The sequence below is a fragment of the Pseudomonas sp. CBZ-4 genome (assembly GCF_000346755.1).
Classification (GTDB): domain Bacteria; phylum Pseudomonadota; class Gammaproteobacteria; order Pseudomonadales; family Pseudomonadaceae; genus Aquipseudomonas.
This window is the reverse complement of the sequence record NZ_ANNV01000161.1, coordinates 31,364-50,920: the sequence shown is the minus strand read 5'-3', so window position 1 is coordinate 50,920 and position 19,557 is coordinate 31,364. Positions and strand designations below refer to the sequence as shown.

The window sequence follows — 19,557 nt, the reverse complement described above, 5'->3', positions numbered from 1 at the left end:
AATGAAAAGCAAAACCATCCGCCGCTGGTCCTTCGTCCACACCTGGACCAGCCTGATCTGCACGGTGTTCCTGCTGCTGCTCGCCCTCACCGGCCTGCCGCTGGTGTTTCACCACGAGATCGACCACCTGCTGGGCAACGAGCCGCAGCTGGCGCACATGCCTGCCGACACGCCGCAGCTCAACCTCGAGCAACTGGTGGCCAAGGCCCAGGCCCATCGCCCCGGCGAAGCCATGCAATACCTGGCCTGGGACGAAGACGACGCAAACGGCGTGATTGCAATCATGGCGGCTACCGCCGGCACCGAGCCCAACGCGTCCCACACCTTCATGCTGGATGCGCGTACCGGGGATGCGGTGGAGATGCCGTCGGCGAATGGCGGTTTCACCCTGTTCCTGCTGCGCCTGCATGTGGATATGTTCGCCGGGTTGCCGGGCAAGTTGCTGCTGGCGTTCATGGGCATCTTGTTTGTGCTGGCGATCATTTCGGGCACGGTGTTGTACCTGCCGTTCATGCGGCGCTTGAAGTTCGCCACCGTGCGCCAGGACAAATCCACGCGCCTGCGCTGGCTCGACCTGCACAACCTGCTCGGCGTGGTCACCCTGACCTGGGCGCTGGTGGTGGGCGTCACGGGTGTGATCAGCGCCTGCGCCGACCTGATCATCGCCGCGTGGCGCCAGGACAGCCTCAGCGCCATGGTCGAGCCGTACAAACACGCGCCGCCGCTGACCCAACGCGCGCCGGCCAGCGAACTGTTGACCATCGCCGCCAAGGCTGCGCCCGGCATGCGGCCGGACTTTATCGCCTTCCCCGGCACGCGGTTTTCCAGCGAGCATCACTATGCGGTGTTCATGAAAGGCAGCACCCACCTGACCTCGCACCTGCTCACGCCGGTGCTGATCGACGCCAGCACCCTGGCCGTCACCGCCATCGCCGAACGGCCGTGGTACATGGACGCCATGGGCATGTCCCAGCCCCTGCACTTTGGCGACTATGGCGGCATGCCGATGAAGATCCTGTGGGCGGTGCTGGATGTGCTGACCATCATCGTGTTGGGCACTGGGGTTTATCTGTGGATCGTCAGGCGTAAGACATGAAGCCAAGGCAATCGAGTTTCTGGAAGGTGTTTGCGATTCCGCTGGGGATTGGTTTGCTCAGTGCCGCCGGTTTGTTTGCGGCGTTGCTGGGGGACGGGTGGTGGGATTCGTTGAGTTGGGTGGGGTTGGGGGTGCCGGCGGTGATTGGTGTTTGGGGGTTGTTTAAGCGGCGGGGCTGAGGGCGCTATCGCAGGCAAGCCAGCTCCCACAGGTTGATGTGTGAACACGGTCAACTGTGGGAGCGGGCTTGCCCGCGATGAGGCCTTCAAAAACACCACCAATGCCTCTAGGCTAGCCGCTGCCATCTTGAGGAATGCCCATGCCCACCATGACCCTGTTCCACAACCCCGCCTCCCCCTTCGTGCGCAAAGTCCGCGTGCTGCTGCTCGAAACCGGCCAGCAAGACCGCGTGGCCTTGCAAGCCACCCTGCCGACGCCGATCCAGCCCGACCCGCACGTGCTGCAAGGCAACCCCGTGGGCAAGATCCCGGCCCTGCGCCTGGCCGACGGTTCGGTGCTGCACGACAGCCGGGTGATCCTCGATTACCTCGACCACCAGCACGTCGGCAACCCGCTGATCCCCCGCGACGGCTCGGCACGCTGGCGCCGCCTGACCCTGGCGTCGATGGCCGACGGCATCATGGATGCCGCCGTGCTGGTGCGCTACGAGACCGCCATGCGCCCGGTGGAGAAACATTGGGACCAGTGGCTGGACGAGCAGCGCAACAAGATCCGTCGCAGTGTCGCCGAGCTGGAAGCGGACGCGATTGCCGAACTGGCCAGCCACTTCGACATTGCCGCGATCAGTGTGGCGTGTGCCTTGGGTTACCTGGATTTCCGCCATCCGGACCTGCAATGGCGCCTTGATAACCCGAAGCTTGCCGCGTGGTACGCCGAGGTCAGCCAGCGCCCTTCGATGCAGCAGACCCAGCCGCCTGCCTGAAGCTCACCGCTGCCCACTGTGGGAGCTGGCTTGCCTGCGATAGCGGTGGGTCAGCCAAGCAGGTGCAAACTGACAGCCCGCCATCGCAGGCAAGCCAGCTCCCACATAGTCCCGTGGCGTGGTTGAGGTAGTCGATCATCCGCGCCTTCATCTGCTGATCTTCCCTTAACCCAATCATTGCACCCCCTCCAGATCAAACTGCAACGGCTCCACCGCCTTGCGCTTGCCCACCCCATACCAATCCAGTTTGCGCGTCAGCACCATCACCGTGCCCAACAAACCAAACAACAGCAGCGAGCCCATCAGCAGCGCGTAATCCTCGGCACTTAACAGCCCGTAGAGCAAGCCATACAACGCCGCCAACCCCGCCGAAAAGCCCAGCCCATGGCTGATGCTGCGCAGCACATGGCAGACGTAGAAGCCGATCAACAACACACAGGCACTGGCGGAGATGAGGTAAGCCAGGGCGAAGCCGATGTGCTCGGACAACGACAACAGCAGCAGGTAGAAAAACGCCAGCGCAAAGCCCACCAACGCGTATTGGATCGGGTGCACTGCCAGGTTCTTCAGCACTTCGAACAGGAAGAAGCCGGCAAAGGTCAGGGCGATAAACAGCAGCGCGTATTTGATCGCACGGTCACTCTTGAGGTACTGGTCCACCGGGTCGATGAAGTTCACGCCGAAGCTGCGGTTGGTGAAGTCCTTGCAGCCTTGGCCGTCCAGGCAACTTTGCAGCGCCTGTTCGAGGTTGGTGGAAAAGAAGGTGGTCTGCCAGTTGGCGGTAAAGCCTGTGTCGGTAACGTCCCGCTGGGCTGGCAGGAAATTGCCGATAAAGCTCGGGTGCGGCCAGTTGGAGGCCAGCGCCACCTGGCTGATCTTGCCCACCGGCACCACTTGCAACTGCTCGGTGCCTTGCAGGCGCAGGTCAAAGGCGAAGTCCACGACGTAGGGCTTTTTGCTGTCCTGTTGCGGCAACGCCACATGTACGCCTTCCCCCAGCCAGTCCACTTGGGAGCCGGGTTCGAAGTCCAGCTGCTGGCTGCCCAGCTCCAGTTTCAGCGCGTTTTCAATGCCGCGAATATCGCTGATACCCACCGCCAGAAACGCCGGCTCAAAGCGGTAATCGGCGAAGTCTTCAGTGATGCCCAACTGCGCAGGCAACTCGAAGCGCCCACTGATGCGGTTGTCGGCATGGAACAGCCGCGCCTGGTAGATGCCCCGCGCGCGCAGTTCGGTCTGCACCTTGCCGTCGAGCTCAAAACGGTCCGGCAGGAAATACAGACGACCCCGCTCTTCACGGGTGACTTCGTAGCGTTTGTTGAGCTTTTCATTGAGCTTCCACTCGCGCACGGTCTTGCGGTAAGGCACCACCATCACCGGGCCGGTGAGGCGCTGGCTGTAGCTGGAACTGCGGGCAATATCCTCCAGCACGGTGTCGCGAGTGTATTGGCGATCGCCGATGATGCCGTTGATCATCAGCAATGGAATCAGCAATACCAGCATCAGCAGCGCAATCGCGCCGAGTTTGAAAAGCAGACTGCGGTTCATGGGACTCTCCCTGTTTTGATGGGGCGAGTCTGGGCAGCCTGTGTGGGGGGTTTATGTCGGCAATGTGGAGACTGTGTGGAGATGCAGCACCACTTGCACGCCGCCGGGTACGTTGCCGATCTGCAAGGTGCCGCCGTGCAGCTTCACCACTTCTTCGACAAAGTTGAGGCCCAGGCCGGTGCTTTTGCGCCCGCTGGCCGGGCGTGGCAGCGAGTAGAAGCGCTCGCTCAGGCGTGGCAGGGCGTAGTCGGGAATCGGCGCCGCCTGGTTGAACACGCGGATGTGCACGTCGTTGTGCTGCGCGTGCGCGCTGAACGTCAAGGTGCCGCCCGCAGGCGTGAAATCCAACGCATTGTCCAGCAGATTGCCCAGGGCCTGGCGCAACAGGAACGGCTCGCCGTAGACCTTCACATCGGCAGCAATCAACTGTTCCACCTGCAAACCTGCTCGCTCGATCCGCGCACATTGCGCCGTGAGCATGTCCTCGACCATCGCCGCCAGCGGGATGCTCGCCTGTTCTTCCAGGCCCTGGCGCTGCTCCACCTGCGCCAGGTTCAACAGGCGTTCGATCAACTGCTGCAAGCGCGCGCTTTCGCTGTCGATATTGCCGACAAACCGCTGCTGCTGCTCACGGCTCATATCACCCTGCAACAGCTCCGCCGCGCCGCGAATCGCCGCCAGCGGGCTTTTCAGTTCGTGGGTCAGGGTGTGCACGTAATGCTCGACGTAGGCCTTGCCTTCCAGCTGCGTGCGCATGTGCTCCACGGCGGTGGACAACTGCTTCAACTCACCGCCACGGTAATGCGGCAACTCGGCACGGCGGCCTTCGCTGACGGCCTCGGCATACGCCGTGAGGCGACGCAACGCGACCGTCAGCCACCACGACAACAACGCCCCGAGCAACAGGCCCAGCACCACCAGCCCGGCGCCGTACCACAGCAGGCGCCGCTCGGTGCGGTCCACATAGGGCTGCAACGAACTGTTGGGCTTGGCCACGGTGACCACGCCGATGATCTCGCCGTTGTCGCGGATCGGCGCGCCGACGTGCATCACCGACGACGTGGCGTCGTCCTCCGCACTGCGGGTGGAACGCGCACCGTATTCGCCGCGCAGGGTCAGGTACACGTCGTTCCACTTGGAATAGTCCTGGCCCACCGCCTCGCCCGTGGAGTCGAGCAGCACGATGCCCTTGGCGTCGGTCACGTAGATGCGGTGGTTGACCTGGTTTTTCGGCAACCCCCAGATGGTCGCCCCCGGCTGGCGATTGCCGTAGGCCTTGAGCCATTCGGGCCAGTGGCTTTGGCCGAGGGTGCCGTTCTTCACGTCATCGCGCAGGATCTCGGCGAGCAGGTTGGCGGTGTCCACCAGGGTTTCTTCGGTGGACTGGCGCACGCCGGGGCGGATTTCCTTCATCACCGTGCTCAGCACAAAGTAGCCGGTGAGGCCGATAAACAGCGCATACACCAGGAAGATCCGCAGCCCCAGGCGCATCAGCTGTGGCTCGGGCTGTAGCTGTAGCCGAGGCCGCGATGGGTCTGGATCGGCTCGGCGTCGGCCGCCACGCTGCGTAGCTTGCTGCGCAGGCTTTTGATATGGCTGTCGATATTGCGCTCATAGCCGGCATCCGCCGCCACGCCGACCGCGTCCAGCAATTGCTCGCGGCTGAACACGCGCTCAGGCTGCTCCAGCAGGCTTTGCAGCAGGCGGAATTCGTGGCGGGTCAGGCTCAACGGCTGGCCGCGATAGCTGATCTGCATGCGCTCCAGGTCGACCTGGAACACCGCCGGCGCCACACCGGGGCCGACGCGCTTGAGGATCGCCTTGACCCGCGCTGCCACTTCCCGTGGGCTGAACGGCTTGACCACATAATCGTCGGCGCCGATTTCCAGCCCCACCACGCGGTCGATCTCACCGTCGCGGGCACTGAGAAACATCACCGGCACTTCGCTGAAACGCCGTAGTTGCTTGCAGGTTTCAAAGCCAGTGATGTCGGGCAGGCCGATGTCGAGGATGATCAGGTCGGCCGGCACCTGACGCTGATGGGCCAGCGCCTCCTGGCCGAGGCTCAGCCAGGTGGTGGTGAAACCCTCGCCTTGCAGGGCGAATATCAGCGTGTCGGCTATCGCCGCTTCGTCTTCGACAATCAGGATGTGGGGCATGGGGCTCTGTCAGCAGTCCGGTTTGTCCGCAGTGTAACGACGCGCCGGGTTCACCGCAGCGCCAAATTCACGCAGGGCCTTGGCGCCGATCAGCAGCGGGTAGTTGAAGCTGCTGCGGTCGGTGAGGTTGACCTCGACGGTGCGCTTGACGTTGCCCAGGCACATTTCCAGGTCGATCACCGGACGCTTGGCCACGGTGGCTTCGTCCTTGTCGTCGTCTTCGTCGGCACGGCTCTTGATCTTGCTGATGCGCGAGACTTTGTGTTCGAAGACCTTGTCGGACGCGTCCTTGCCGCCAAGGCGGAAGCGCACCCAGTCGTCGCCGTCACGCTGGAAGGTTTCGATGTTGCGCGCAGAGAGCGAGGCCGTCAGGGCGCCGGTGTCCATCTTGGCCTTGAAGGTCTGGCCGATCTCCGGCAGTTGGATGTATTCGTAGCGACCGTAGAGGGTCGGTTCGGCGGCCATGACAGGCACGGCAACCAGGGCGAACGCAGCAAGTAACAGTTTCACGAAGGGATGTCCTCGGAAAGAAGTAGGCGGATTCTAGACCGCAAAGACCCTACTTAGTTAGCTCGTTCCCACGCAGAGCGTGGGAACGATCACATCACACGATCACATTCTTCCGGCGATTTGCGATTTGGCCTCTAGACTCTCCTTGCTTATGATGACCCGCCCACAAGAATCCAAGAGTTGCTTATGCGCCGCCTGCTCACCGGCTGTTTTGTCACCCTGCTGCTGTTGCTCAACACCCTGGTCCTGATCGGCCCGCTGATGGTATTTGCCCTGCTCAAGCTGGTCGCCCCCGGCCGCTCGCGCGACGCCATGTCGTGGGCAGTGATGTGGATTGCCGAGACCTGGGCCGAGATCGACAAGCTGATCTTTGCGCGGTGCATCCCCACTCAATGGGACATTCGCGGCGGCAGTGACCTGCGGCGCGACACCTCCTACCTCGTGATCAGCAACCACCAATCCTGGGTGGATATCCCCGCGCTGATCCAGGCCCTCAACCGGCGTACGCCGTTCTTCAAGTTTTTCCTGAAAAAAGAGCTTATCTGGGTGCCCTTCCTTGGCCTGGCCTGGTGGGCGCTGGATTACCCGTTCATGAAACGCTACAGCAAGGCGTTCCTGGCCAAACACCCGGAGCTGGCCGGGCAGGATTTGCAGATCACCAGGCAGGCGTGCGAGCTGTTCAAGCGCCAGCCGGTGACGGTGGTCAATTATCTGGAGGGAACGCGATTTACCGAGGCCAAACGGGCGCAGCAGTCATCACCCTTTACCCATCTGCTCAAGCCCAAGGCGGGCGGCGTGGCGTTTGTACTGGCGGCGATGGGTGAACAACTGGACGCGATCCTCGACGTCACCGTGGTTTATCCACAGGAGAAGACGCCAGGGTTCTGGGACTTGATCAGCGGCGCAGTGCCGAAAGTGATCATTGATATCCGCACCCGCGAACTGGACCCGGCGTTGTGGCAGGGGGATTACGAGAACGATCCGGCGTTTCGCCAGACCATCCAGAACTGGGTGAACCAGCTCTGGACGGAGAAGGACCTGCGTATACAAGCGCTTTCAAATGAACGCGGCGGGACCGCTCACAGAACCTTGGAGCCTTAGTGTTTTCGGTTCAATGTTCAGGCCTGCGACTGCAGGCTATTCACTAGAGCCTTTCGTACCTGTTCGGCGTCACTGGCCGTAGCGCCAACGCCAACAAGATCTTGAATGGCCGAGCGCAGATCGGCCAAGACCCGTCGGGCATCTGCGCCGGTAGCGCCGCCATCCAGGAGCTTCTTGAGCGTTGAAGCGACAGTGTCAGCCTTATCGTCCAGGGACTTCGACGTCTTCGACTGCAGGCCTTTAAGACTGACCGCACCTGGCATCTCTCCGTCGCCAGTCCACTGTTTCACCGGCCCGACCACTATTGGCTGGCCGTCCTTCCCCTTTATAATCTCGACCCCGCCGGAAGGCAGCTCTTTGTCGGCTGGCCACTCCTTCACACCTCGCATAGCCGCTTCATCGGTAAGCTTGACCTCACCTGGCATCGTTGCGTCGCCAGTCCACTGTTTCGCCGGCCCGACCACTATTGGCTGGCCGTCCTTCCCCTTTATAATCTCGACCCCGCCGGAAGGCAGCTCTTTACCCGCTGGCCATTCTTTCGCCGCTCCATCGCTGCGAGAGCTTTCCCTGCCGATATATGTCTGGAGTGTTTGCAAGCTTTTCAGCAGGTTGGCAACTGATTTATCAGGATTGGTTCCATCAAGTACGGCCTTCACGTCATTGCGCAAATCCTGCATTAACCACGTCGGGATCTGCGAGCTATGCGCTGCGTTTGCGCCAACCTGTCCAGTTTTTTGACTCTGCTCATGGCTGTTGAGCTGGTTGATAAAGGTCTGCACTGTATTCTGAAGCTGGTTGACAGAAGTCATGTGTTCACCAGTGGGGCAGTTGATTGAACCTTCCTACAGATCAACTATCGCGATGCTGTGAAAGGTACTACTGCGTGGCCCTCACAACTCCTACCGTTCCCAGCGCCTCACCACAATTTATTACGACGACAACCAGCCCCCAATATTGCGGTTAAACCTGCCTACCCAAGGCAAACACAGTCAACCGCCAGTCCCCCAAGCCTGGGCCAGCTTGCCCAGCACCGAGCTACTGGCACCCTGCCCGCCCAGGTACTGCAAGATCACCGGCGCAAACTGGCCGATCATCCCACTGTCCATGCCCAGGGCGCTGAACGCCGTATTCAGGTCATTGGTGCTCTTCACGTTGCCCAACAGACCGTCCAGGCCGCTGACCTTGCTGCCGCCCGCCTGGCCGAGCATCCCGCTCAAGGCCCCGAGGCTGCCCAAGGCATTGTTGCCCGACAGTTGATCCAGACCCGGCACGCTGTTGCCCAATTGCGAGTAGTCGTTGCCACTCAGCTTGTTCTTCGCCAGGCCCAGCATGGCGCCGGTGCCGCCGACGGCTTGTTCGGGGGTGATGTTGAGCTGCGAGGTCAGTGCGCTCAGCAAGCCGGCTGTCTCGGACGACGGTGCGGCTGCGGCGGCCTTGTTGTTGCCACCCTGCATGCCGGAAATGGCATTGGCGGCATCGCCAAGGCTGAACCCGGCGGCAAACGCCGGGCTGGCCGCCAGGGTCATCAGGCAGGAAAGGGCGAAACCGCGTGAAATCTTCATCAAGACAACCTCTGAAAGTAGGAGCTAAAGCGAGGGTTTGACTGACGATCCCGAAGGATTGTTCCCATATCGAGATTAGTTCAGAAAAAGCTGCATCCGAATCATCCGCCCGTGCGTATATCCCAGCAGCACCGCCGGGAGTGGCATGGAATGAACGCACAAGCTGAACTACCCTTTGCCTACCGTGCGCAGTCCCGTCGCCCTCGTCCGAGTGCCTGGAGAAGCCCTATTCCGATCAACGATGCAGACCCATTGAGCGCCTTGCTCGCGCAGTGCGCCTTGGGCAACCGCCAGGCCTTCGAAACGCTCTACCGTAGTGTTTCGCCGCGCTTGCACGGTGTCGCCTTGCGGTTCATGGGCCGCTCGGACCTGGCTGAAGACGTGTTGCAGGAAGCCTTCGTGCGCATCTGGTACAACGCTTCGCGCTACGAGGCCCACCTGGCGGCGCCGATGACCTGGATGGTCAACATCACCCGCAACCTGGCCATCGACCAACTGCGCAAACGCCGCGAACAGCCCCTGGCCGACGGTCAGCAGGATGCGATGCTCGACGACAGCCCCAGCGCCCACGAACAACTCGACCGCGAACGCGATGCCCATGCCCTGAACCGCTGCCTCGATAGCCTCGACGGCCTGCAACGCCAGTCCATCAGCGTGGCTTACTTCAAGGGCCTGTCGTGCGCGGAGCTGGCCGAGCATATGGCCGCGCCCCTGGGCTCGGTCAAATCCTGGATCCGTCGCGGCATGGAGCGCCTGCGCAGGTGCCTTGAATCATGAACTACCAAACCACACCACTGCGCCGGGCGCTCGCCGCCGACTACGCCATCGGGCTGATGCCGGCTACCGCTCGTCGTCGATTCGACCGCTTGTTGCTGGAAGATCCAGCACTGCGAGTCGAACTCGGCCACTGGCAGGATGCCCTGGCCAGCCTGACCGGCACGCTGCCTGAACATCCGCTACCGGACCACGTATGGGCAGGCATCCAGGCGCGCATCGAACCGCAGGTGCTGCATCTGCCGGTGAGGAAGCCGATGTGGAGGAATGTACGCTTGCTGGCGGCCGCATGCGCAGTGGGCGTGGCGTTGCTGGTAGGCGTGCTGTACCCGCGCGATCCGGGCGTGACGTACAACGCCACGCTGGTCAACGCCAGCCAGGAACCGGCGTTGCGGGTCCAGGCGGTGGGCGATCATCTGCAAGTCGAGGCGCTGACCCTGGCCGCCGTGGAACCGGCGCGAGACCTGGAGCTGTGGGCGATTCCAGGCGGCGGCAAGCCGATCTCCCTAGGCCTGGTGCCTGGCAGCGGCAAAGGTCGGATCCCGCTCAATCGGGCGCAGCAAGCCTTGCTCACCCAACCGCTGACCCTGGCGGTCAGCCTGGAGCCACGCGGCGGCTCACCGACCGGCCAGCCTACGGGTCCCGTGCTGTACCAGGGCGCACTGGCAACTCGCTGATAAACGACTGGTGTTTACACATCCAGACCGGCAAAAAAAAGCGACCTTTCGGTCGCTTTTTCCAGGCTCTAGGGGTTACGCCGCACTGAACAGCTTGTGCGGATCAATCACAAACTTCTTCGGCACGCCCGCGTCAAACTCACCGTAGCCACGTGGCGCTTGATCCAGGCTGATCACCTCCACGCCGACGATGTCGGCGATGTTGAGCCGGTCCCACATGATCGCCTGCATCAGTTGGCGGTTGTACTTCATCACCGGCGTCTGCCCGGTGTGGAAGCTGTGGGACTTGGCCCAGCCCAGACCGAAGCGAATGCTCAGGCTGCCCATCTTCGCGGCGGCATCCACGGCACCCGGGTCTTCGGTGACGTACAGGCCCGGGATACCAATCTTGCCCGCCACGCGCACCACGCCCATCAGCGAGTTGAGCACGGTGGCCGGCGCTTCGGCCTTGACGCCGTCATGCCCGTGGCCACGCGCTTCGAAGCCCACGCAATCCACCGCGCAGTCCACTTCCGGCTCGCCCAGCAGCGCGGCGATCTGTTCGTGCAGCGGGGTGTCGGTGGACAGGTCGGCAATCTCGAAACCCTGGGCCTTGGCGTGGGCCAGGCGGATCGGGTTGACGTCGCCGATAATCACCACGGCCGCACCCAACAGGCGCGCAGAGGCGGCAGCGGCCAGGCCGACCGGTCCCGCACCGGCAATGTAGACGGTACTGCCCGGGCCAACGCCGGCAGTTACGGCGCCGTGGTAGCCCGTTGGGAGAATGTCGGAGAGGCACGTCAGATCACGGATTTTTTCCATGGCCTTGTCGCGGTCCGGCAGCTTCAGCAAGTTGAAATCGGCATACGGCACCAGCACGTACTCGGCCTGGCCGCCGGTCCAGTCGCCCATGTCCACGTAGCCGTAGGCACCGCCCGGGCGGGCCGGGTTGACGCTCAGGCACACGCCGGTGTGTTGTTCTTTGCAGGAGCGGCACAGACCGCAGGCAACGTTGAACGGTACCGAGACCAGATCGCCGATTTTCAGGTTTTCGACGCCGCTGCCCATCTCGATCACTTCGCCGGTGATCTCGTGACCGAGCACCAGGCCGACCTGCGCAGTGGTGCGGCCGCGCACCATGTGTTGGTCGGAGCCGCAGATATTGGTGGAGACCACGCGCAGGATGACGCCGTGCTCAATCTTCCTGCCACGGGGGTCCTGCATTTTGGGATAGTCGATTTTCTGTACTTCGACTTGGCCGTTGCCGAGATACACGACACCACGATTACCAGACATGCTTTCACCTCGCTGTTGTTTTTATGGAACTGCGTTGCCCTTGGTTGGGCAGCGCGTTAAATGCTCGGGTACAGATGCTGTTTCTTGGGTTGTTTGTTGGGGCCTCATCGCAGGCAAGCCAGCTCCCACAGGCGTACGCATTCCAAATGTGGGAGCGGGCTTGCCCGCGATAGCGTCAGTCAGAGCACCACCGTCCGATTGGCGTTCAAGAAAACCCGCCGCTCAATGTGATACCCAACGGCCCGGGCCAACGTCAGCCCTTCAATATCGCGCCCCTTGGCAATCAAATCCTCGGGATAGTGACTGTGGTCCACCACCTCCACGCCCTGGGCGATGATCGGGCCTTCGTCCAGATCGTTGTTGATGTAGTGCGCCGTCGCGCCGACCAGTTTCACACCCTTGTTGTACGCCTGATGATAGGGCTTGGCGCCCTTGAACCCTGGCAACAACGAGTGGTGGATATTGATCGCCTTGCCATCCAGCTTGCGGCACAGCTCCGGCGACAGCACTTGCATGTAGCGCGCAAGAATCACCAGTTCCGCACCGGTGCCTTCCACCACCTGCCACACCTGACGTTCCTGCGATGGCTTGTCGTTGGGGTCGAGGGGGAAATGGTAGTAGGGAATCTGGTGCCAGTCGGCCAACGGCTTCAGATCGGGGTGGTTGGACACCACTGCGACCACGTCCATCGACAGTTGACCGATGCGCTGGCGGTACAACAGGTCGTTGAGGCAGTGATCGGCCTTGGAGACCATGATCACCACTTTTGGCCGGTAGTTCGGCGCCGCTAGCTCGAAGATCATGCCGAAGGCTTCACCGCGCGTGGCCAGGCCGTCGCGGAAACCTTGTTCGTCAAAACCGTCCGGCTGGCGGAACTCCACGCGGATGAAGAACCGGCCGGAAAGCCGGTCATCGAACGAGTGGTGCTCGGTGACGTAGCAGCCCTGCTCGAACAGGTAACGGGTGACCGCGTCCACCGTGCCGAGCACGCTGGGGCAGTCGGCGGTCAAAATCCATGTATCAGGGGCGCGGCTCATAAGGTATTCCTCAGGCTTGGACACTCAGGCCGAACTCGGCGGACGCGTCCTGCAACCACAACCACCAGTAATCCGAGAAGCTACGGCGAATCAACAGTTCCCAGGTGTCTTCGGCGGTATGACGGATCACCAGTTGCGACTTGGCGAACACCGTGCCCACGGCCTTGCCCACCGGAAAGTTGTCGGGGTGCACGTCGTAGCTGGTGGACTTCATCAGCACATCGCGTACGTTCGGGCCGCTCAGTTCAAGGATCTGCTGGCCGCCGCTGACGTTGACGATCTGGATATGCAACTCACCCAGGGCGTCACGCAGCTTTTGTTCGGCGGCGAATTCTTCACCGCTGGGCACGATGAGCAACCACTCATCCGGGCCGAGCCATTGCAGGCTGGTGTCGCCCTTGACGATCACGGTCAAGGCGCTTGGCAATTCGATGCCCAGGGCCTTGTGTACACCGGCGGCGAAGGCTGCATCGTGGCCATCACCACGAATGGTCAGGTGGCCCAGGAGTTTCTTTTCGCGCACGGTCACGCCGGCGTTCTTGCGGCCCTTGCCGACCAGGCTGGCGAGGTCGGCATGGTGCAGCGACGACTCGGCCTTGGCCCCGGTGGTTGGGCGTTGTTGGTAAACATTGGCTGCTGTCATAAAGCACCTGTTCTGAATGCTGTGGTGTCTGTTCTGGCCTCATCGCGGGCAAGCCCGGCTCCCACAAGGGAATGCATTCCAAGTGTGGGAGCTGGCTTGCCTGCGATGCAGGCGACTCGGTCCATCAGATGTTCTGGCGATCGCCCTTAGGATCGAAGAACACCGAAGACACAATTTCCGCCTCGATCACGCTGCCATCCGCCTGCGGTGAAAACACCCGCTCGCCGATGCGCTTCAAGCCGCCCTTCACCACGCCCATCGCGAACGAATAGCCGAGGGAGTTGTGGGCATAACTCGAGGTCACGTGACCGACCATCTTCATCGGGATCGACTGCTTCGGATCGAACACCAACTGCGCGCCTTCCGGCAGCCACACTTTCGGGTCCACCGGCTTCAAGCCCACCAGTTGCTTGCGCTCTTCACGCACGCAGTCTTCACGGTTCATGCCGCGCCAGCCGATCCACGAGAACGGTTTGGTGCGACCGACACACCAACCCATGTTCAGGTCGTCCGGGGTCATCGAGCCGTCGGTGTCCTGGCCGACGATGATGAAGCCCTTCTCGGCCCGCAGCACGTGCATGGTTTCGGTGCCGTACGGGGTCAGGTTGTACTTCTTGCCGGCGTCGACGATTTTTTCCAGCACGCCCATGGCGTAGTCGGCTTGCACGTTGACTTCGTACGACAGCTCACCGGTAAACGAGATCCGGAACACCCGCGCCGGCACGCCACCCACCAGGCCTTCTTTCCAGGTCATGAACGGGAAGCCGTCCTTGTCCAGGTCGATGTCGGTGACTTCGGCCAGCAGCTTGCGGCTATTGGGGCCGGACAGGGTCATGGTGGCCCAGTGGTCGGTGACCGAGGTGAAGTACACCTTGAGGTCTGGCCACTCGGTCTGTTGATAGATTTCCAGCCACTGCAGTACGCGGGCCGCGCCGCCGGTGGTGGTGGTCATCAGGAAGTGGTTGTCGGCGAGGCAGGCGGTGACGCCGTCATCGAAGACCATGCCGTCTTCCTTGCACATCAGGCCGTAGCGCGCCTTGCCCACGTCGAGCTTGGTCCAGGCGTTGGTGTAGATGCGGTTGAGGAACTCGCGGGCATCCGGGCCCTGGATGTCGATCTTGCCGAGGGTGGACGCATCCAGCAGACCAACGCTGTCGCGCACGGCCAGGCATTCGCGTTTCACCGCAGCGTGCAGGTCTTCACCGTTGCGCGGGAAGTACCACGGGCGTTTCCACTGGCCGACGTCTTCAAACTCGGCGCCGTTCTTCACGTGCCAGGCTTGCAGGGCGGTGTAACGGACGGGTTCGAAGATGTGCCCACAGTGACGACCGGCTACCGCGCCAAACGTCACCGGCGTGTAGTTCGGGCGGAACATGGTGGTGCCCATCTGCGGGATGGTCACGTTCAACGAACGCGCAGCAATCGCCAGGCCGTTGACGTTGCCCAGCTTGCCCTGGTCGGTACCAAAGCCCAGCGCGGTGTAGCGCTTGACGTGCTCCACCGACTCGAAACCTTCGCGGGTCGCCAGTTCGATGGCGGCGGCGGTCACGTCGTTTTGCAGGTCGACGAATTGCTTTGGTGCCCGTGCGGTTGGTTTGTCGTGGGGCACTTGGTAGATCGCCAGGGTCGGCTCTTCCAAGCGGCTCAGGGCTTTTGGCAAGGTGCCTTCGACCGGCGCAAAACCAGCTTCGCTGGCCGCGCGCACGCCGCCTTCAAAACCGTCCGCCAGGGAATCACCGAGACCGTAGACGCCGTTGATACCACCGACGCACACGCGTTTTTGCGGTGCCTCGCCCGGCACAAAACCGAGGATGTCTTCACGCCAGGTCGGCTTGCCGCCCAGGTGCGAGGCCAAGTGAACCACCGGGCTGTAGCCGCCGGAGCTGGCTACCAGGTCGCAGTCCAGCCACTCGCCGGGGCTGGTGACTTTGTGTGCTTTCACATCGATCGCAGCGACACGAGCAGCGGTCACGCGCTTGGTACCACGGGCTTCGACCACGGCGCTGCCGGTGAGGATGCGAATACCTTTGGCGCGGGCTTCTTCAACCAGTGCGCCGCGAGGGTTGTGGCGCACATCGGCCACGGCGACCACTTGCAGGCCCGCATCCAACCAATCCAACGCAACGCGGTAGGCGTGGTCGTTGTTGGTCGACAGCACCAGCTTCTTGCCCGGTGCCACGCCGTAGCGACGCACGTAGGTCGACACCGCACCGGCGAGCATGTTGCCCGGCACATCGTTGTTGCCGTACACCAGCGGGCGCTCGCACGCCCCGGTCGCCAGTACCACACGCTTGGCGCGCACACGGTGGATACGCTGGCGCACCACACCAATCGGCGCACGGTCACCGAGGTGGTCGGTGAGGCGTTCGTGGATGGTCAGGAAGTTATGGTCGTGGTAGCCGTTGACGGTGGCGCGGGGCAGCAGCACCACGTCGGGCAGGGCTTTCAATTCAGCAATGACGCTGGCGACCCACTCAGTGGCCGGCTTGCCGTCGAGGCTTTCACGGGAATCCAGCAGCGAGCCGCCGAACTCTTCCTGCTCGTCGGCGATGATCACGCGGGCACCGCTGCGCGCGGCAGCCAATGCAGCGGCCAAACCGGCAGGGCCTGCGCCGACCACCAGCACGTCGCAGTGACGGTTGAAGTTGTCGTAGGTGTCCGGGTCGTTCTCGGTCGGCGAGCGGCCAAGGCCGGCAGCCTTGCGGATGTACTTCTCGTACGTCATCCAGAACGATTGCGGGTACATGAAGGTTTTGTAGTAGAAACCCGGCGGCATCAGCTTGCCGCCGACCTTGCCAAGAATGCCCATCACGTCGGTGTTGACGTTCGGCCAGCCGTTGGTGCTGGTGGCGACCAGGCCCTGGTACAGCGCCTGTTGCGTGGCGCGCACGTTGGGGATCTGGGTGGCTTCGGTGGCGCCGATCTGCAGCACCGCGTTCGGCTCTTCGGCGCCGGCGGCAAAGATGCCGCGCGGACGCGAATACTTGAAGCTGCGGCCGATGATATCGACGCCGTTGGCCAGCAGGGCTGCGGCGAGCGTGTCGCCTTCAAAGCCCTTGTAGGTCTGGCCGTTGAAGGTAAACGTCAGGACTTTGTTACGGTCGATCCGGCCACCGTTGGACAGGCGATTGGTCTGGCTCATACCTTCTCTCCAGAGGCCTTGGCGGTGAATTGTGGCTTCTCACCGATCTTGTAGGTTTCAAGAATTTCGTAGGTCAGGGTGTCGCGGGTCGCGTTGAAGTACTGGCGGCAACCGGCGGCGTGAATCCACAGTTCGTGGTGCAGGCCGCGCGGGTTGTCGCGGAAGAACATGTAGTCGCCCCACTGCTCGTCGGTGCAGGTATTCGGGTCCAGCGGGCGCGGGATGTGCGCTTGGCCGGACGCGTGGAATTCCTCTTCGGAGCGCAGTTCGCCACAGTGAGGACAGAAGATATGCAACATAGGAAATTTCTCCTGTTAGTGGGCGACGGCCGCAGCGCCGTGTTCGTCGATCAACGCACCGTTGTGGAAACGGTCGATGGAGAAAGGTGCCGCCAATGGGTGCATCTCACCCTTGGCCAGGCTCGCGGCAAACACGTTGCCTGAGCCCGGCGTGGCCTTGAAGCCACCGGTACCCCAACCGCAGTTGAAGAACATGTTTGGTACGGGGGTCTTGGAAATGATCGGGCACGCATCCGGCGTGGTGTCGACGATGCCGCCCCACTGACGGTTCATGCGCACCCGCGACAGCACCGGGAACATCTCGACGATGGCCTGGATGGTGTGCTCGATCACCGGGTACGAGCCGCGCTGGCCGTAGCCGTTGTAGCCGTCGATACCGGCGCCGATCACCAGGTCGCCCTTGTCGGACTGGCTGATGTAACCGTGTACGGCGTTGGACATGATCACGCTGTCGATAATCGGCTTGATCGGCTCCGACACCAACGCTTGCAGCGGGTGGGATTCGATCGGCAGGCGGAAGCCGGCGAGTGAAGCCATGTGCCCGGAGTTACCGGCGGTGACCACACCGACGCGCTTGGCGCCGATAAAGCCCTTGTTGGTTTCCACACCGATGCACACGCCGTTTTCCTTGCGGAAGCCGATCACTTCGGTCTGCTGGATCAAGTCCACACCGAGGGCGTCGGCAGCGCGGGCAAAGCCCCACGCCACGGCATCGTGACGGGCCACGCCGCCGCGGCGTTGCACGGTGGCGCCGAGCACCGGGTAGCGGGTGTTTTTCGAGCAATCCAGGTACGGGATCTCGTCAGCCACTTGTTTGGCGTTGAGCAGCTCGCCGTCGACGCCGTTGAGGCGGTTGGCACTCACGCGGCGCTCGGAATCACGGATGTCTTGCAGGGTGTGGCACAGGTTGTACACGCCACGCTGGGAGAACATCACGTTGTAGTTCAGGTCCTGGGACAGGCCTTCCCACAGTTTCATCGCGTGTTCGTACAGGTGCGCCGACTCGTCCCACAGGTAGTTGGAACGCACGATGGTGGTGTTGCGCGCGGTGTTACCGCCGCCCAGCCAGCCTTTCTCGACCACGGCCACGTTGGTGATGCCGTGCTCCTTGGCCAGGTAGTAGGCGGTCGCCAGACCATGCCCGCCGCCGCCGACGATGACCACGTCGTAGACCTTCTTGGGGGTCGGCGTGCGCCACATCTTCTGCCAGTTTTCGTGGTGGCTGAGGGAGTGCTTGAAGAGGCCGAAGCCCGAGTAGCGTTGCATAGTCATTACTCCAAAACCGCGCTCAGCGATAAACCGGGAAATCAGCGCACAGGGCAGACACGTGCTTGGCCACGTTGGCCTCGACATCGGCGTCGCCGAGGTTGTCGAGGATGTCGCAGATCCAGCCAGCCAGTTCGATGCACTGCGGCACTTTGAAACCACGGGTGGTCACCGCCGGGGTGCCGATGCGCAGGCCCGAGGTCACGAACGGCGACTGCGGGTCATTCGGCACGGCGTTCTTGTTGACGGTGATGTGGGCGCGACCGAGGGCAGCGTCGGCCTCTTTGCCGGTGAGGCCCTGGCGGATCAGGCTGACCAGGAACAGGTGGTTATCGGTACCGCCGGACACCACGTCATATCCGCGCTTGATGAACACCTCGGCCATGGCCTGGGCGTTGTCGATCACTTGCTGCTGGTACGCCTTGAAGCCCGGCTCCAGGGCTTCCTTGAAGCACACGGCCTTGCCGGCGATGACGTGCATCAGCGGGCCGCCCTGGGCACCGGGGAACACGGCAGCGTTGAGTTTCTTTTCAATTTCTTCGTTGGCCTTGGCCAGGATCAGGCCGCCCCGTGGACCGCGCAGGGTCTTGTGGGTGGTAGTGGTGACCACATCGGCGTACGGCAGCGGGTTCGGGTACAGGCCAGCGGCAACCAGGCCGGCGACGTGGGCCATGTCGACGAACAGCAGCGCACCCACCTTGTCGGCGATCTGACGGAAGCGTGGGAAATCCAGGGTCTTGGAGTAGGCTGAGAAACCGGCCACAACCATTTTCGGCTTGTGCTCGACCGCCAGGCGCTCGACTTCGTCGTAGTCGATCAGGCCGGTGTCGGTGTTGATCCCATATTGCACCGCGTTGTACAGCTTGCCCGAGGACGACACCTTGGCGCCGTGGGTCAGGTGACCGCCGTGGGCCAGGCTCATGCCGAGGATAGTGTCGCCGGCATTGATCAGCGCCAGGTACACGGCGCTGTTGGCGGACGAACCGGAGTGCGGCTGCACGTTGGCGTAATCAGCGCCGAACAGCTGCTTGGCGCGCTCGATGGCCAGGGCCTCGACTTTATCCACATGCTCGCAGCCACCGTAGTAGCGCTTGCCCGGGTAGCCTTCGGCGTATTTGTTGGTGAGGCCGCTGCCTTGCGCTTCCATCACACGTTTGCTGGTGTAGTTCTCTGACGCGATCAGCTCGATATGATCTTCCTGGCGCTGCTCCTCGGCGTTCATGGCCGCCAGCAGTGCGTCGTCATATCCCTGGATCTGGTCTTGTTTGCTGAACATCGCGTCTCTCCCAGCCTTTCGTATTGTTGAGGCCCGGTGCAGGGCCCTTTGATGCGATGGTAGGGCTGGCGCTGGTAGATCAAATGCCTACGCACGCCACGCAAAGGTGCGTTTACGACATGGCGCGAACAACACCGAAACAAATGTGGGAATGGGCTCTTGTGGGAGCTGGCTTGCCTGCGATGGCATCACCACTGTTTTGCTGATAGACCGAGGTGTCTGCATCGCAGGCAAGCCAGCTCCCACAGG

19 protein-coding genes are annotated in these 19,557 nt (G+C 62.4%); 6 read left to right on the top strand and 13 right to left on the bottom strand.

The window, feature by feature from the left end; all coding sequences use genetic code 11:
* Position 1: 1 nt before the first annotated feature.
* The 3 genes from B348_RS0123410 (at position 2) to B348_RS0123400 (ending at position 2,039) form a co-directional block, all read left to right on the top strand.
* Positions 2-1,096: a PepSY domain-containing protein gene (locus B348_RS0123410; RefSeq protein ID WP_017738461.1), complete on the top strand. Its 1,095-nt coding sequence runs from the start codon at positions 2-4 to the stop codon at positions 1,094-1,096.
* A complete protein-coding gene (locus B348_RS0123405; protein ID WP_017738460.1) occupies positions 1,093-1,275 on the top strand; it encodes a hypothetical protein in 183 nt (60 codons plus the stop codon). Before B348_RS0123410 ends, B348_RS0123405 begins: the two co-directional genes overlap by 4 nt.
* 134 nt (positions 1,276-1,409) lie before the next feature.
* Positions 1,410-2,039 (top strand): glutathione S-transferase N-terminal domain-containing protein, encoded by a 630-nt coding sequence (locus tag B348_RS0123400; protein WP_026137008.1) that lies wholly within the window; start codon positions 1,410-1,412, stop codon positions 2,037-2,039.
* 174 nt (positions 2,040-2,213) lie between these two features.
* Here the strand turns inward: B348_RS0123400 and creD are convergent, their stop codons facing one another.
* From creD to B348_RS0123380, 4 genes are read right to left on the bottom strand one after another with little or no spacing between them, the layout of a single operon-like run.
* Positions 2,214-3,587: a cell envelope integrity protein CreD gene (gene creD / locus B348_RS0123395; RefSeq protein WP_017738458.1), complete on the bottom strand. Its 1,374-nt coding sequence runs from the start codon at positions 3,585-3,587 to the stop codon at positions 2,214-2,216.
* Positions 3,588-3,638: 51 nt separating this feature from the next.
* Positions 3,639-5,078 (bottom strand): two-component system sensor histidine kinase CreC, encoded by a 1,440-nt coding sequence (gene creC, locus B348_RS0123390; RefSeq protein WP_017738457.1) that lies wholly within the window; start codon positions 5,076-5,078, stop codon positions 3,639-3,641.
* Positions 5,078-5,746, bottom strand: a complete 669-nt coding sequence (gene creB, locus B348_RS0123385; RefSeq protein WP_017738456.1) for a two-component system response regulator CreB — start codon at positions 5,744-5,746, stop codon at positions 5,078-5,080. The genes creC and creB overlap by 1 nt, the downstream gene beginning before the upstream one ends.
* Positions 5,747-5,755: 9 nt before the next feature.
* Entirely contained in the window at positions 5,756-6,256 is a 501-nt protein-coding gene (locus tag B348_RS0123380; RefSeq protein WP_017738455.1) for an ATP-dependent zinc protease, read from the bottom strand.
* Positions 6,257-6,442: 186 nt separating this feature from the next.
* On the opposite strand from B348_RS0123380, the gene B348_RS0123375 reads away from it, so the two are divergent.
* Positions 6,443-7,357, top strand: coding sequence for an acyltransferase (locus tag B348_RS0123375; RefSeq protein WP_017738454.1), 915 nt, complete (start codon positions 6,443-6,445; stop codon positions 7,355-7,357).
* A gap of 17 nt (positions 7,358-7,374) precedes the next feature.
* Here B348_RS0123375 and B348_RS0123370 read toward each other — a convergent pair whose 3' ends face one another.
* Positions 7,375-8,166, bottom strand: coding sequence for a hypothetical protein (locus B348_RS0123370; protein ID WP_017738453.1), 792 nt, complete (start codon positions 8,164-8,166; stop codon positions 7,375-7,377).
* 180 nt (positions 8,167-8,346) lie between these two features.
* Positions 8,347-8,919, bottom strand: coding sequence for a DUF2780 domain-containing protein (locus tag B348_RS0123365; protein WP_017738452.1), 573 nt, complete (start codon positions 8,917-8,919; stop codon positions 8,347-8,349).
* A gap of 150 nt (positions 8,920-9,069) precedes the next feature.
* On the opposite strand from B348_RS0123365, the gene B348_RS0123360 reads away from it, so the two are divergent.
* Together B348_RS0123360 and B348_RS0123355 are read left to right on the top strand one after the other, a co-directional pair.
* Positions 9,070-9,696: a sigma-70 family RNA polymerase sigma factor gene (locus tag B348_RS0123360; RefSeq protein ID WP_032865124.1), complete on the top strand. Its 627-nt coding sequence runs from the start codon at positions 9,070-9,072 to the stop codon at positions 9,694-9,696.
* Positions 9,693-10,370 (top strand): anti-sigma factor domain-containing protein, encoded by a 678-nt coding sequence (locus tag B348_RS0123355; protein ID WP_017738450.1) that lies wholly within the window; start codon positions 9,693-9,695, stop codon positions 10,368-10,370. The genes B348_RS0123360 and B348_RS0123355 overlap by 4 nt, the downstream gene beginning before the upstream one ends.
* A gap of 75 nt (positions 10,371-10,445) precedes the next feature.
* Here the strand turns inward: B348_RS0123355 and fdhA are convergent, their stop codons facing one another.
* The 7 genes from fdhA to glyA form a co-directional block, all read right to left on the bottom strand.
* A complete protein-coding gene (gene fdhA, locus B348_RS0123350; RefSeq protein ID WP_026137006.1) occupies positions 10,446-11,645 on the bottom strand; it encodes a formaldehyde dehydrogenase, glutathione-independent in 1,200 nt (399 codons plus the stop codon).
* Positions 11,646-11,824: 179 nt separating this feature from the next.
* Positions 11,825-12,682 (bottom strand): formyltetrahydrofolate deformylase, encoded by an 858-nt coding sequence (purU, locus tag B348_RS0123345; RefSeq protein ID WP_017738448.1) that lies wholly within the window; start codon positions 12,680-12,682, stop codon positions 11,825-11,827.
* A gap of 10 nt (positions 12,683-12,692) precedes the next feature.
* On the bottom strand, positions 12,693-13,325 hold the full coding sequence (locus B348_RS0123340; RefSeq protein WP_017738447.1) for a sarcosine oxidase subunit gamma: 633 nt from the start codon (positions 13,323-13,325) through the stop codon (positions 12,693-12,695).
* A gap of 124 nt (positions 13,326-13,449) precedes the next feature.
* Entirely contained in the window at positions 13,450-16,467 is a 3,018-nt protein-coding gene (locus tag B348_RS0123335; RefSeq protein WP_017738446.1) for a sarcosine oxidase subunit alpha, read from the bottom strand.
* A complete protein-coding gene (locus B348_RS0123330) occupies positions 16,464-16,766 on the bottom strand; it encodes a sarcosine oxidase subunit delta (protein WP_017738445.1) in 303 nt (100 codons plus the stop codon). The genes B348_RS0123335 and B348_RS0123330 overlap by 4 nt, the downstream gene beginning before the upstream one ends.
* A gap of 15 nt (positions 16,767-16,781) precedes the next feature.
* A complete protein-coding gene (locus B348_RS0123325) occupies positions 16,782-18,032 on the bottom strand; it encodes a sarcosine oxidase subunit beta (RefSeq protein WP_010207084.1) in 1,251 nt (416 codons plus the stop codon).
* A gap of 22 nt (positions 18,033-18,054) precedes the next feature.
* A complete protein-coding gene (gene glyA / locus B348_RS0123320) occupies positions 18,055-19,308 on the bottom strand; it encodes a serine hydroxymethyltransferase (protein ID WP_017738444.1) in 1,254 nt (417 codons plus the stop codon).
* Positions 19,309-19,557: the final 249 nt, after the last annotated feature.